The sequence below is a fragment of the Nonomuraea diastatica genome, assembly GCF_004349015.1.
GTDB classification, from domain to species: Bacteria; Actinomycetota; Actinomycetes; order Streptosporangiales; family Streptosporangiaceae; genus Nonomuraea; species Nonomuraea diastatica.
In genome coordinates this window covers 1-13,855 of sequence record NZ_SMKP01000012.1, presented here as the reverse complement: position 1 = coordinate 13,855, position 13,855 = coordinate 1, and the positions used below count along the sequence as shown (strand labels likewise).

The window sequence follows — 13,855 nt, the reverse complement described above, 5'->3', positions numbered from 1 at the left end:
GCTCGGACACGATGGACATCCGCGTGCTCGGCCCGGTCGAAGTGTACGACAGCGGTGCTGAAATCCCGATCGAGGGCGCCCAGCAACAATGCGTGCTCGGGCTCCTCGCAGCCTGCCACGGCGCCTACGTGCCGGTCGACCGGCTGATCGAGGCACTGTGGGAGGAAGACCCGCCCAAGACCGCCAAGACCATCGTCCAGCTCAAGGTCTCACAACTGCGCAAGACGCTGGCCGGGCGCATCGCCAGCACCACGGCCGGCTACTCGCTCGCCGTGCTCGACGACGAGATCGACGTGTGCCGCTTCCGCCGCCTGGCCGCCGAGGGGCGGGCGGCGACCCGGCCGCAGGAGGCCGCAGCGGCCTGGGAGCGGGCGCTTTCCCTGTGGCGCGGGCAACCCCTGCAGGGGGTCGGCACCACCTGGGTCGACCAGCGCGTACGCGGCCCGCTGACCGGGGAGCGGTGGGACCTCGTCGAGGAGTACGCCTCCGCCCTCATCGAGCTGGGCCGCCACCGCGAGGTGCCCGCGCTGCTGCAGGAGCTCAGGGACGAAGAGCCGCTCAGGGAGACGCCGCACGCGCTGGCCATGACGGCGCTGTGGCACGACGGGCGGACGGCGGAGGCTCTGGAGCTGTTCCACGGGGTGCAGCGGCTGCTCGCGGGGGAGCTGGGCGTCGATCCCGGGCCCCGGCTGCGCGATCTGCACCAGCGCATCGTCGAGGGCCACCGGCCGGTGGTGCCGCGACAGCTCCCGCGCGACGCCGCCGGCTTCGTCGGCAGGCGGGCCGAGACCGAGCGCGTGCGCGAGCTGCTGCGCGAGGGCCGCGTCGCCGTGGTCACCGGCGCGGCGGGCATCGGCAAGTCGGCGCTGGCCGTGCGCGTCGGCCACCAGGTCGCCGCCGAGTTCCCCGACGGCCAGCTCCACGTCGACCTCAACGGCTACGGGCAGGGTGAGCCGCTGCCGCCCGAGCGGGTGCTGCCCCGGCTGCTCGGAGCGCTCGGAGTGCCGGCGCCGGGCAGCACCGCCGAGCAACTCGACCTCTACCGCTCGACGCTGGCCACCAGGCGGGTGCTGCTCCTGCTCGACAACGCCGCCGACGCCGAGCAGGTGCGCCCGCTGCTGCCCGGCGGCTCCTGCGGGGTGATCGTCACCAGCCGTGACACGCTGCGCGGCCTCATCCTGCAGGGCGCGCAGAGCGTACGCCTGGCCACGCTCACGCCCGCCGAGGCCCGCGACCTGCTCGCCGACCTGGTGGGCAAGGACGTCGTCCACACCGACCCCGAGGCCGTCGCCGAGCTGGCCGAGCTCTGCGGGCACCTGCCGCTCGCCCTGGCCATCGCGGGCGCCAACCTCATCGGCCGGGCCGACCTGCGCGAATACATCAAGGAGCTGCACGCCGACCGGTGGAGCACGCTGGCCGTCGAAGGAGACGCGCAGGCCACGGTCGCCACGGCGTTCGCCAGCTCGTACGCCGCGCTCCCCGACGACGCGCGGATGTTGTTCAGGCGATTCGGGCTGGTCCCCGGCTGCGACTTCACCGCCCACTCCGCCGCCCGGCTGGCAGGCACCGACCCGGCCACGGCCACCCGGCTGCTGACCAGGCTCGCCTCCGCCCACCTCGTGGAGGAGCACACGCCGGGCCGTTACCGGCTGCACGACCTGGTCGCCCTCTACGCCCGCGAGCACTGCACGGCGGGCGACGACGACCCCGCCCGGCTGCACGCCTACTACCTGCACACCGCGCGGGCGGCCGCGCCGCTCCTCGCGCCCTCCATCGACCTGCTCCCGCTCACGCCCGAGGACCCGCCGTACGACGCGGAGGAGTTCGCCGACGCCGACGCGGCCACCGCCTGGCTGGACGCCGAGCAGCACAACCTGCTGGCGGTGATGGACCACGCCTCGGGACGCGTGCTCTGGCGGCTGATCGAGACCCTGCGGGCCTTCATGTACGGCACGTACCAGCCCGACGTGATCGCGGTCCTGGCGCGCAAAGGGCTGGCCGCCGCCGAACGCGACGGCGACCTCGCCGGGCAGGCCAGCATGCACCACACGCAGGCCAACGCCCGCTTCGTCCTGAACGAACCCCGTGCGGCGCTGCGCCACTACGAGCTCGCCGCCGAGCTCTACGAGCGGATCGGATGGGGCACGGGAACGCTCCTGACGCTGACCAACTTCGTCGTGGCCACCTCCAGCCTCGGCGACTTCCACGAGGGCGCGGCCAGGCACGAGCGCATCGTCCGGCTGTGGGAGGCGCTGGAGCCCTCGACGAAGCTCGCCGCCACGCTGGAGAACCATGCCATCGTGCTGCTGTGGTCAGGGCGCGTCCGCGAGGCCCTGGAACAACAACTACGCGCCAACCGTATGCGGGAGACGCTCGGCGAGCCGCCCGCCTGGCGGGCCAGGGCCTGCTCCATCGTCGGCGACATCCGGCTGGCGATGGGCGACCTCGACGCGGCCGCGGAGGCGTTCGAAGACGGCCTGAAATCGGCCCATGCGGGCCAGCTGCCCGGAACGTTGTCGAGCGCGGCCATGGCGCACCACCTCAAGGGCGAGGACGCCAGGGCGGCCGACCTGGCGCGGCGGGCCGTGCAGACGGCCCGGGCCAGCGGGTTGCGGAGCGAGTACGACGAGGCCCGCAGCACGCTCGCCCTGGTGGACGACTCCATCGAGATCGGCGTGCGCATCTCCATGCTCAAGGAGGTGATCGCCTCCTACCGCTACCGCACCTATCCCTATCTCGACACCCGCGCGCGCGTCTGGCTGGCCGAGGTCTGCCTGCGCGGCGGCCGGCCCGCCGAGGCCGCCGAAGCGGCAGGGCAGGCGCTCGACGCGGCCACCCGGCACGGCCTGCGGCGGCTCGAAGGGCTGGCGCTCACCCTGCTCGCCCGGGCCGACCTGCTCGACGGGCACCCCGACGCCGCGCGCGAGCACGCCAGGCGGGCCGCCGAGGTGCACAAGGAATGGGGGCACCGGCTCGACGAGGCCGCCGCGCAGACCGTGCTCGACGAGCTCTGAGCCGCCCGCTCAGGTCTGGGCGGACAGCAACGACTCGAAGGTGTTGCGGAGCTCCCGGCCCGGGTCCACGCCGAGCTGATCGGCCAGCAGGCGGCGGGTGCGCTCGTACAGCTCCAGCGCCTCCGCCTGCCGCCCCACCTGGTAGAAGGCCGTCATGAGCAGCGACACCAGCCGCTCCCTGTGCGGGTTGGCCGTCACGGTCGCGCGCAGCGGCGCGACCAGCCGCTCCGGTTCCCCCAGCCGGAGCCTCCTGCGGGCCAGCTCCTCGACCGCGGCCAGCCGCGCCTCCTCCAGCTCGACCGCCGCCACCTCCAGCGACCTGCCGCCTCCCGACCCTCCGAGCGCAGGACCGCGCCACAGGGCGAGCGCCTCGTCCAGCAGGTCGGCGCCGGACCCGTCGTCGCGCCGCGCCGCCTCGGCGACCAGCCGGCGGAAACGCAGCGCGTCCACCGACTCGGGGCCGGCGAGCAGCACGTATCCCGACGAGTCGGTCTCCACCCGGGCGCCGACCAGCGTCCTGCGCAACCGGTACACGTGTCCCTGCACGGTCATCCGCGCGCTGTCCGGGGGATCACCCTCCCACACGGCGTCGATCAGCCGCTCCACCGGCACCGGACGGTTCAGGTCCAGCAGCAGTGCGGCCAGGACGTAACGACGCTTACGCGGCCCGGTATCCAGGCGGCGTCCCCCAACACAGGCGTCAATGGACCCGAGCAGGCGAAACTCCAAGCGATCCATTCATGACAGCCTGGCGGGACACGCTAAAAGGTGGCTAAACACTGCGGCGCCAACAGAACGCCAACAGCTTCTGTCAGGGTCTACCACTCACGATCTTCGCCTAAACAGGAAGAGAATAAAGTGATCACGAAGAAGGCCGCGATCGCTGTCATGGCGGGCTCGCTCATCGCGGGGCCGATGGCCACCGTCGCCATGGCGCAGCCGAGCAACGCCGCCGTCATCGCGAAGGACCGCCTCGGTCCCGGCGACTGGCTGCTGCCCGGACAGTCGCTGACCTCCGGCCGGTTCAAGCTCATCCAGCAGGCGCAGGGGAACTTGGTGTTCTACGACGGCACCAAGGCGCTGTGGAGCTCGCCCACCGCGGGCAAGCCGGGCGCCCGGACGACCATGCAGAAGGAGGGCAACCTCGTCGTCTACGGCCTCGACAACAAGCCGCTGTGGTCCACGCAGACCGCCGGCAACCCCGGGGCCTACCTGAAGCTGCCCAAGCAGAGCGGCAACCTGGTGATCTACTCAAGGGACAACAAGCCGCTGTGGTCCTCCATCGCCTACATCAGCAAGCTGCCCTCCGGCCAGGTGCTGCGCCCCGGGCAGTTCATCCAGTCGCACAACGGCCGCTACAAGCTGATCCAGCAGAAGGAGGGCAACGCGGTCCTGTACGACGGGAAGCGCAGCCTGTTCACCACGCCGACGGCGGGGCACCCGGGCGCGCGCTCGATCATGCAGAAGGAAGGCAACTGGGTCGTCGTCGACCGCAACGACAAGCCCCTGTGGACGACCAAGACCGCGGGTAACCCGGGCGCCTGGCTGTCGGTCAGCAACGACGGCCGCGTCATCATCTACTCGGCCGCCAACAAGCCGCTCTGGACCAGCGAGATGCGCTGACCGGCTCGCGGCACCCATCACGTGGACCGGGCGGGCTCGCGGCGGCGCCATGAGCGCGGCATGACCTGCCCGGCGACGGCGCGCGCGCCCGGTGCGCGGGGGCGCTCGCACCCTTCCGCCCCTGCCGGTGGCAGGCTGGAAGCATGCGCCTGGCTACCTGGAACGTGAACTCGGTCAAGGCACGGCTGCCCCGCCTGCTCGACTGGCTGGCCGGGGTCAAACCCGACATCGTCTGCCTGCAAGAGACCAAGTGCCCCGCGGATGCGTTCCCCGCGGCGGAGGTGGGCGCGCTCGGCTACGCCGCCGCGGCCCACGGCGACGGGCGGTGGAACGGCGTCGCGCTGCTGTCCGCGGTCGGGCTCGACGAGGTGACCCTGAGCTTCCCAGGCGAGCCGGGACTCGCCGAGCTCGACGGGGTCGGCGCCGCCCGCCCCGAGGCCCGGGCCATCGGCGCCACCTGCGGCGGCATGCGGGTGTGGTCCCTGTACGCGCCGAACGGGCGCACGGTCGACTCGCCGCACTATGCGTACAAGCTGGACTGGTTCTCGGCGCTGCGCGACGCACTCGAACCCGAGCTGGCCGCCGGGCCCGTGGCGGCATGTGGCGACTTCAACGTGGCGCCGTCCGACGCCGACGTGTGGGATCCCGCGCTCTTCGTCGGTTCCACCCACGTCACCCCGCCAGAACGTCAGGCGCTGGCCGACCTTCGCGCCCTGGGACTGCACGACGTCGTGCCGACGCCGATGAAGGGGCCGCACCCGTTCACGTACTGGGACTACCGGGCCGGGATGTTCCACCAGAACAAGGGCATGCGCATCGACCTGGTCTACGCGAGCGAGGATGTCGCGGGGCGGGTGCGGTCGGCGTACGTCGACCGCGAGGCCCGCAAAGGGAGGGGACCGTCCGACCACGCGCCGATCGTGGTGGAACTGCGGCCATGAACTAATTCCCCATCGCGGCTGTCCGAGTATTCTGTGTTCTCGAATGTTTCGGGGGTGTCAAGAACCTTCAAGGCCCACAGGGGGAGCTCCGTGGAACCTGCAGACGGCCGTGTCATTCTGTTCATCATCATCGCCCTCGCCGTGTTCGCCCTCGGCCGCCGCTTCCAGACCATGGTCATCATGCGTCAGGTGTGGAAGCAGAGCGCCAGGCAGGTCAGCGCCAGGAAGGCCGTCGCGAACAACGCCGCGAAGTCGATGATCGGCATCACCCTGCTCGCGATACTCGTCGTCTGGCTGGTGCTCAACCTGAATCGCGTCATGTGAAAAAGGCCTGGAGGTGATTACCGCGCAATTGCACGGGATGGAGCAATAATGCGCGGCTCACCAGAATTCTTCTGCCGCGCCCGAGCCTCTTGCACGGCGGCTCGGGTTGTGAACGGCGGCGGAATTGGCCGTGTACGGCGGCTCGGGCTGTGTGCGGCGGCAGGGTTCGCCGTGTACGGCGTGCCTCGGGTGGCCCGCGCACGGTGGTACCGGTGGGGATCGCTTCAGCGGTGGTGGCGGCGGAGACGCAGGGCCCAGGCGGTGACCACGGCCGTGCCCGCGGCGGCCAGGGTGACGGCGCGGGTCAGGCGGACGGCCCGGCGGATGTCCTTGACGTCAGGCTCCGGCCCGTCACCCATCGTCGGACGGTGCTCGACCCTGCCCTGGTAGACGTTCGTGCCGCCCAGCGTGACGCCCAGCGCGCCGGCGAACGCGGCCTCGCAGCGGCCGGCGTTCGGGCTGGGGTGCCGGTGGCCGTCCCTCCTGAGCGCGGCCAGCGCGCCGCGCGGGTCCGGCCCGGTCAGGACCGCGAGCAGTCCGGTCAGCCGCGCGGGCACGTGGTTCGCCACGTCGTCGAGCCTCGCCGCGGCCCAGCCGAAGCGCTCGTAACGCGGCGAGCGGTGGCCGACCATGGCGTCCAGCGTGTTGATGGCGCGGTACGTCAGCAGCCCCGGCACGCCTGCCACCGCACCCCAGAACAGCGGTGCCACGACGGCGTCGGAGGTGTTCTCGGCCAGCGACTCGACCGTGGCCCGCGCCAGCTCCTTGGCCTCCAGCCGGGAAGGGTCGCGCCCGCACAGGTGGGGGAGGCGGGCCCTGGCGCGTTGGAGGTCGTCGTGTTCCAGGGCGGCGGCCATGTAGGCGCCCTCGCGGGCCAGCGTGGTGCCCCCCAGCACGGCCCAGGTGGCGACGGCGGTCACGATCGTACGCGCGGGCCGGCCGGGGATGCGCTGGGCCAGCACGCCGAGCACGGTTACGCCGCCGACGCACACGGCGACGTGCAGGACTCCACGTGATCGCGCGTCCTTGTAGAGCGAACGTTCCAGCCTCGCCGCGGCGCGCCCGAAAAGGGCCACCGGATGGGCGGGAGTCCGCGGGTCGGCGACGAGCCGGTCGAGCGCCACGCCGAGAGCGAGGCCGAGAGGGTCAGACCAGGTGGGCATGGAGCTCATCTTCGTGCACGTCCAGCCATGCGGCGGCACGGCGGATGCGCTCGCCGGCGCCGTTCGCCCACATCTTCGCCCAGTTGCCGCCGGCCGAGGCGCGGGTGCGCATGACGGTGTAGGAGCGGTGGAAGCGGAGCCTGGCCAGCTCGAGGAGGCGGCGCCGGTCACGGGGCAGGACGCCGTACGCGTCGCAGAACAGGCGCAGGCGCTCGCCCACGTCGAGGGCGTGGAGGAGCGGAGGGCGGTCGACGGGGTCGGCGATCGGGGCCCAGTGGCGGAGGGCGGTGACGATGTCGAAGAGCCGCGTGGTCGGCCGGGCCAGATCGAAGTCGATCAACGCGTACGGCCGCCCCGCCCGAAAAATCACGTTATCCATCGTTAAGTCACAATGGCCGATGACTTCCGGCACTTTATCGTCATTCGATCCCTCCTCCCAGCCGTCCAGCGTCAGCGGAAACCCCGCCGTCGCATCGTGGAACTCCCGCACCAACCCCGCGAGGCCGGCCAGCGCCTCATCGCTCGCGCTCTCCAGCCGGAGCCCGGTCGTGCCCGGCACGTAGGTGAGGATCTGGCGTCCGAACTCGTCCATCCCCACCACCCGTGGCGCACCCTCGAACCCCGCCGCCTCAAGGTGCATGAGCAGGGCGTGCACGGAGGGCGTGGACGTACTGGCCGGTCTGCGCACGGTGTCATCGACGCGCACCACTCCGTCAGTCACATCCCCGCCCTGCAAGGGAATCTCATACAGGAGCGTCGCGACCATGCCACGAGAGCTTAGACTTTCCGCCCCGCTTCCGCCCGATCTTTTCACCGGTTCCCGCAGCAGGCTCGGTCTCGGACCGCCCTCATCCGTGCCGGACGCTGACGGGTCTGATGGGTCGCGCTCGTCCGAGGCGCCGTACACATCCGAGGGGGTCGCGCTCATCCAAGGACGCTCGTTACCGAACGCTCGATGAGCATCGACGACACCCACGAGGGCGACTACGCCACCCGCCGCCACACCCGAACCGGCGTCGGCCTCACCGCCGGCTTCCTCCTCTTCCTGGCCACGTCCGATATCCTCCCTGAGGCCCACACGACCAGACAGGCCACCGGCTGGACCCTGGCGGCTACGGTCGCGAGGACCCTGTTCATGTGGAGTGTGATCGGATTGACAGACTGACACGGGAAAACGTGTGCGTGACATGTCGTCGGATCATGCACAATAAGGCGGGAGCGCCCTTAGCTCAGCTGGATAGAGCACCGGACTTCTAATCCGACGGTCGCAGGTTCGAATCCTGCAGGGCGCGCTTTGATCATGTTCTGACCTGCGGCGATGCGGGATCGGATGTATTCTAGAATTTTCGTCTAGCGTTTGCGTGCTCCGTGCGTGCTCGCTTGCACCAACCCCGCACACACCATGATCCATCCGCTACCTTCGGCTGCTGCGGCAAGAGCAGCGGCCCCGCCTCGCCCCGAGCAGGCGGCGAACGCGGGGCCGGATGCTTAATCCGACTGTTCAGCTCCTCAGCGAGATGAGTTTGCCCGGTTCGGTCTGGTCTTCCTCACCGAAGAGCAGGGCGGCGGTCTTCTCGGCCGCGGCCATGGCCACCTGCGGGTAGACGGAGGTGTAGGTGTCGGCGGTGAAGGCGCTGGAGGTGTGGCCCAGGGTCTCTTGCACGACCTTCATCTCTACCCCGGCCGCCAGCATCAGCGAGGCTGCCCCGTGGCGGAGGTCGTGAAGGCGGATGGGCGGCAGGCCGGCGAGGTAGGCGAGCCAGAGGAACTGGTCGGAGATGTGCTGGGGATGGAGCCGGGTGCCGTCGGGCTGGGTGAAGACGAACCCGGTGTCCGTCCACGCCTCACCCATGGCCAGCCGTTCCTGCAGTTGCTGCTGCCGATGGGCACGCAGCAGTTGTGCGGTGTCGCTGTCCAAGGCGATGGTCCGCACCGAGGCGTCGGTCTTCGGGGTGCCCTCATGAACTGCCCAAGCCAACTGCAGGGCCCCTTCCCGCTGAGGCTGTCGACCCTGATGGGCGTGGTGGATGGCGGACGTCGAAGGGTGCTGTGGTTGGGTCCTGTCATGGTGATGTGGCCCGATCATCCGAGCCACCTGGTCCCTGTCGCCTTCTAAATACCTGCCTCCAGGCGCGAATTCGGACATGAAGGCAGGCAAAGACCAGGCAAGATCGCGCTCCGCAACCCGGGTGTACTGCTTCCGGGGCAGGCTGCTGCCCATGCGCTCCGCTACAGCGCGAGACTACGCGTCTGACTCGCTGACACCTGGAGGCGAGTCACAACCTCCGATCCACCCCTGGTCCACGTCGTGTTGAGCGTCCGACTTGCAGCGCCGTTGACCTGGAACAAGAGGGCTCGCATTAGGAGAGCGGACGTTCTTCTGCCCAGTCAGGCACCTTGAGCTGCTCATACAGCCTCGTGGGCGCCGCAGCGTGCAAGATCATCCCCCGTATCTCCCTGGACAAGCCGAGGGGACTATCGGTAGCCCCGGCAGCGACCTCATTCGGCTCGCCCTCCCAGCCACGGCAGGCGTGCTGCCGACGCAGCAAGTGCGATCGTGATGCAGGCGGAAAGCACCAACGCGCGTGACGTTGACCCAGCCAATGCCCCGGCAGCGGACACGGACCTCCGGCCAGGCAGCACGGGTGCCGAGACACAGTCGTTGGGCAGTCTGACCCTTGACCACACAACCGGCCGACAGGCTGCGCCGGTCGGCCGGTTGAGCTCGTGCGCCACTTCGCATTGGGCGGGACGGTTGGACCGGCAACTTGAAGAGCTCGAGCTCACGATGCGATTGCTGCGGACAGATCTGGCCGAAACGCCAACCGCTATGACAAATGCGTCGATTAGAGTATCCGGGACTGATTCCAAGGGGGCGAGATGGACCCGTTTGATGAAGGACTCCGCTGTCAGGATATTCATGCCGGTCTGCGCAATGTTGACCCGAATTCCGGCACGTTGACCCCACTGGCTGAGACTCAGCTGATCGGCATGGCAGCCAGTCTCGCTGCCCTCATCCGTGGCCAAGACGTCATCGACGATGCGCAGGCGCTCCGCGCCGTGGCCGCCGAGCAGCTGGACGTCAACCAGTTCGCCTTCGACGCTGTTGTCAAGACACTCGCCGACGTCGAGTTCGTCCAGGGGGTTCAGACCTCAGGCGGCAGGATCGTCAGGTTTACCGAGAATGTCCCATATTATGACGACCTGTACGCCGAACTTGGCTGCGCCTGGCGAGCTCGCCAACCCACCGAACTCGAACAGCAGATGGTGGTCCTGGTCGAGCACCTCGCGGACACCCCTGTGCCGGTCGAGGAGCTTGCCGCTCATATCGGCTTGGATACCGCCGCCGTGCCCCAGCTCCTTGAAGTCGGTGGCAGGGCGGACCTGATCAAGACAATTCCGTTGCTGGACGGGGACGTGGTGTACTCGCCGTTCTTCGGGTTTGAGAATCCGGAAGTCGTCGGCGATCTTGTCCGAGAACACGGCTCAGCTCAGCTGGCCGACGCCTTCGCTGCCTTGCGCGGTGAACAGGGTATGCCGGTCACAGCAGTTCAGCCCGTCTTGCAGGATGCCATCGCCCGCGGCCTTCTCCTTGCCCCGGCCGTAGAGCTGCCGAACCATACAGTGCAACCGTTCGCTGCTCTGCCCTATACCCTCAACCGGGAGTTGCTGCGCGGCCGAAAGCCAGTGCTGGAGAAGGCGCTTGCGGTGCTGGCGTGTCTGCGATGCGGACAGCATTTCGGTGGGGCGACCAGCCTGCCCGCCGACGCGCTGGTCGACGTGATCGACAAGCTCTTGGACCCGCACCGAGGCATCCTCCAACCCCACTCATCCCACGCCAGGCAGTATGGGCTTATGCACTCGGCCGGCATCATCGCTTTTGCCCCGGACTCTATGCCCGGAGGAAGTTGGGTGCGGCCGCAGTTCATCGACACCGAAGACAATCGAGAAGCGTTGCGCATCGCACGCGACTTGATCACCCACGGCGAACCCGTCGCAGGTCGAGTCGGCGACGAGCAGGCCCGAGCTGCCTTGTTGCTCGGCCAGCCCTTCTCTGCCCCCATGCAGACAACAGCCCGACTTCGCAATAGGGCGACGGTTTCGCCTCAGCAGTGGCAGACCGTAGTGGACGCGGCTTTGGGACTGGGACGGATTCGATGAGCGAACAAGACCTCGGCCTCAAGGTGGCCTCGCGCCGGCTGCTTTGGAGAATGGGCTATACCACCCGCCTCGACGTGCAGCTTCGCGGCGCATGGGGTCCCGCGGCACGGTCGGACACATCGAAGGAGCGAGGAAGACGTACTTCGCAACCGGAGTCGTTCACCGACCTCGATGTGCTCGGCCTCAGCCTCACTGGCGGGGCCCGGCTACACAGCACGATCGTGGATTGTAAGACCACCGCAGGCGGTTCCACGGGCCGTACTTTCTGGGTGCGGGGGGTGGGCGACTTCTTCGCCGCCGACGACGCCTACATGGTGCGCGATTCCGTTGTAACCGACGCTGCGCGACAACTCGCCACCCGGCTGGGTATCACCACACTGACCAGTGCGGACCTCAGTCGCCTGGAAGAACTTTACCCATGCGACATCCCGCTTGACAGTGCACCTATATCTCATCTGTTCGAGGTGTCCAGCGCGGCGACTGTCCTCGCCGCCTTCACCGGTTTGGACAAGAGGCTCAAACCGCTGCTCGACTATCGCCAGTTCGGTTACTGGCTCTACGATGAGCACCGCAACCTGGTGCAACTAGTCGAACATCTCCGCGCCTGTACCGATCTACTCGACCCGCGCAATCCCCGCCACCTTGCATTGGTACTTGATCTGACGTGGCTCTACCTGGTCAGCCTCTGTCACGCCATCCATGCCATACGCTCCGCCCACGTGTCCGACCCCGACCGCGGGTTGCAGGAGTACCTGTTCGGCGGCATCGTCGGCCTGCGTGAGAAGGAACAGCTGTCCGGGCTGCTTGCGAGTCTTCGCGAAGGTGGAGCGCTGCCTGCCGAGGTCCGAGTCGACCCGCTACCGATGTATTACCCCAAGCTCCGCGAGCTGATCACCAGGGTCATGCATCGGCCTGACCGAGTGCTATCAGCACTGCGCCTGCTTGAAGTTCTGACCACGGTGACCGCGCTGGCTCAGCGTGTTGAGCCAGCCGATCTCGGTTCACTCCACGAGGCCTTGGCCGCGAAACAAGCTGCCGACGTCGTCCAGTTCCTGGTGAGCACCACCGGCCTAGACGACGGCTTCCGAGCGCGCGTACGGTCGCTTCTTTTTGGTGAACCCGTGCCGAGCGCTCCTGAGCAAACCACGATTCCCACGTGACGTGGTCTCGCCCCAGTTTGGTGGACACCTGATCTATGAGGAACCATGGTTGCCAGAAGAAGGAGTTCACTGTGTCTACCCCTAGCCGGCGGAGTTTCGCCGGCAGATGGTGGAGCCGGTGCTCGTGGGACGGTCGCTAGAGCAACTCGTCGAGGAGTCCCAGCCCTCCGCGCAGTAACTGGACCCATCGAAGCAGGGAGGGAGTGCATGGTTGGAAATAGCGACAGAAATAAAGAATGGATAACGCATAGATTCTTTCGGACCTACGATATCGCCGAAAAATTATCTCATGTCGCCGCTCAGCCATACGCGTTCATACATGATTTAGAGGATCTCACTATTGATTTCGGCGTGTCCGAATTCGTACCCCCTTGGCAAAAAGTGACATTGTTGCACCGGTTTGCCAGTCGAATAGCTCATGATATGTTCAGCGAAGATACCAGCGGCCCATACGTCGTACGTCAATACCTCGAGGAGCCATTCAAAGTCCATACTAAGCGATATCTTCCCATGGATTTGGCCATGAGGGCATACGGCATAGACTGGGAGCCCTTCAAAGTCCCACCCCCCGATGGCGAAGAGGTGGAAGTTCGACCGCGGCTGTGGGCCTGGAGGGAATCAAATAAAGTCGCAAATGCGTGCTACGAATATTTCTGGGAGACAGCTTTTCTTTCGCAAGCCTACGACGACCTCCTGTCGTGCATGGCCGACGAGGTTTTTCATGTAGTTTTTCACAACCGCGTTCTCCTTGCAGGGCTGAACTCGTTTGTTGCGGATCAGGTTGCCCAGGTGGACCCGGACGACCTTGTTGAGGCTCCGGAAATGGCACGTTTCTTCGCCCGAAACGGTCGCCTCAAGCGCGTACGCATACCCACATGGGTAAAGAGAGCCGTATTTTTCCGAGAACATGGAAAATGCGCCATGTGTGGGAGGGACTTGTCCAATCTTCTGGATGTATTACCTTCGGAGCAGTTTGATCACGTTGTGCCATTAGCTGATGGTGGACTCAACGACATAACCAACATTCAACTTCTTTGCCAGAAATGTAATATTGCCAAATCCGATCGTGCGATCATCCCTGGCAAGAGATATCGACGATGGTTTTTTAAGTAAGCGCAACAATGCTCATCCCTGGCGGTAGTTGTCTCGTCGGGCAGGCCTAGAAAAGTTCGAGGCTGAAGTTACGGGAGTTTGGTGTCGACCGGTCTCAGCGATGAAGGCGCTGACCAGCGCAGGCCGGTACTGCATCTTCTTCAGCCGGGTCCTGATCAGCCGGACGAGTCCGTTCAAGGTCTTCTTGACCAGATTGGCCAAGGACCGCTTCAGAAGAGCCCAGACACTCTGAGCCCTTTTCATCCTGCGTAGCGGCCTTCTTCGATGAGTTGCAGGATGAGGATGGCCTGCACGATCGTGGTGGCGCGGTGCGGGCAGCAGCGCAGCCGGGACAGGATCTTCCAGGTCTTCAAGGT

12 protein-coding genes, 1 tRNA gene and 1 pseudogene are annotated in these 13,855 nt (G+C 67.3%); 9 read left to right on the top strand and 5 right to left on the bottom strand.

Features of this window, described 5'->3' with window-relative positions:
- Nucleotides 1–11: 11 nt before the first annotated feature.
- A complete protein-coding gene (locus E1294_RS06085; protein ID WP_132505465.1) occupies nt 12–3,014 on the top strand; it encodes an AfsR/SARP family transcriptional regulator in 3,003 nt (1,000 codons plus the stop codon).
- Nucleotides 3,015–3,023: 9 nt separating this feature from the next.
- Here the strand turns inward: E1294_RS06085 and E1294_RS06080 are convergent, their stop codons facing one another.
- Complete coding sequence (locus E1294_RS06080) at nt 3,024–3,752, bottom strand: AfsR/SARP family transcriptional regulator (RefSeq protein WP_132505462.1); 729 nt, start codon at nt 3,750–3,752, stop codon at nt 3,024–3,026.
- Between the two features lie 120 nt (nt 3,753–3,872).
- Here E1294_RS06080 and E1294_RS06075 point away from each other — a divergent pair, with 120 nt between their 5' ends.
- The 3 genes from E1294_RS06075 to E1294_RS06065 all read left to right on the top strand — a co-directional run bounded on the left by E1294_RS06075 (nt 3,873) and on the right by E1294_RS06065 (nt 5,902).
- Nucleotides 3,873–4,637, top strand: a complete 765-nt coding sequence (locus E1294_RS06075; protein WP_132505459.1) for a hypothetical protein — start codon at nt 3,873–3,875, stop codon at nt 4,635–4,637.
- A 143-nt stretch (nt 4,638–4,780) separates the two neighbouring features.
- Nucleotides 4,781–5,578 (top strand): exodeoxyribonuclease III, encoded by a 798-nt coding sequence (locus E1294_RS06070; protein ID WP_132505456.1) that lies wholly within the window; start codon nt 4,781–4,783, stop codon nt 5,576–5,578.
- A 90-nt stretch (nt 5,579–5,668) separates the two neighbouring features.
- Nucleotides 5,669–5,902: a hypothetical protein gene (locus E1294_RS06065; protein ID WP_132505453.1), complete on the top strand. Its 234-nt coding sequence runs from the start codon at nt 5,669–5,671 to the stop codon at nt 5,900–5,902.
- A gap of 224 nt (nt 5,903–6,126) precedes the next feature.
- Here the strand turns inward: E1294_RS06065 and E1294_RS06060 are convergent, their stop codons facing one another.
- Both E1294_RS06060 and E1294_RS06055 read right to left on the bottom strand, forming a co-directional pair.
- Nucleotides 6,127–7,065 carry a cobalamin biosynthesis protein gene (locus E1294_RS06060; RefSeq protein ID WP_132505450.1) on the bottom strand — a complete coding sequence of 313 codons (939 nt, stop codon included), beginning with the start codon at nt 7,063–7,065 and terminating at the stop codon, nt 6,127–6,129.
- The gene (locus E1294_RS06055; protein ID WP_246082842.1) at nt 7,049–7,786 is read right to left on the bottom strand and encodes a phosphotransferase; all 738 of its coding nucleotides are present in this window, start codon (nt 7,784–7,786) and stop codon (nt 7,049–7,051) included. The genes E1294_RS06060 and E1294_RS06055 overlap by 17 nt, the downstream gene beginning before the upstream one ends.
- Before the next feature lie 234 nt (nt 7,787–8,020).
- On the opposite strand from E1294_RS06055, the gene E1294_RS06050 reads away from it, so the two are divergent.
- Nucleotides 8,021–8,230 (top strand): hypothetical protein, encoded by a 210-nt coding sequence (locus tag E1294_RS06050; RefSeq protein WP_132505447.1) that lies wholly within the window; start codon nt 8,021–8,023, stop codon nt 8,228–8,230.
- 53 nt (nt 8,231–8,283) lie between these two features.
- Nucleotides 8,284–8,357 (top strand) — tRNA-Arg (locus tag E1294_RS06045).
- Between the two features lie 209 nt (nt 8,358–8,566).
- Here the strand turns inward: E1294_RS06045 and E1294_RS06040 are convergent.
- Nucleotides 8,567–9,043: a tyrosine-type recombinase/integrase gene (locus E1294_RS06040; RefSeq protein WP_220447593.1), complete on the bottom strand. Its 477-nt coding sequence runs from the start codon at nt 9,041–9,043 to the stop codon at nt 8,567–8,569.
- 902 nt (nt 9,044–9,945) lie between these two features.
- Between E1294_RS06040 and E1294_RS06035 the strand changes: the two genes are divergently transcribed.
- From E1294_RS06035 to E1294_RS06025, 3 genes are all read left to right on the top strand, one after another.
- Nucleotides 9,946–11,226: a hypothetical protein gene (locus tag E1294_RS06035; RefSeq protein WP_132505441.1), complete on the top strand. Its 1,281-nt coding sequence runs from the start codon at nt 9,946–9,948 to the stop codon at nt 11,224–11,226.
- Nucleotides 11,223–12,386, top strand: coding sequence for a hypothetical protein (locus E1294_RS06030; protein ID WP_132505438.1), 1,164 nt, complete (start codon nt 11,223–11,225; stop codon nt 12,384–12,386). Before E1294_RS06035 ends, E1294_RS06030 begins: the two co-directional genes overlap by 4 nt.
- A gap of 207 nt (nt 12,387–12,593) precedes the next feature.
- Nucleotides 12,594–13,499: an HNH endonuclease gene (locus E1294_RS06025; protein ID WP_165977118.1), complete on the top strand. Its 906-nt coding sequence runs from the start codon at nt 12,594–12,596 to the stop codon at nt 13,497–13,499.
- 239 nt (nt 13,500–13,738) lie between these two features.
- Here the strand turns inward: E1294_RS06025 and E1294_RS06015 are convergent.
- Nucleotides 13,739–13,855, bottom strand: a pseudogene (locus E1294_RS06015) (IS5/IS1182 family transposase); the annotation flags it as partial.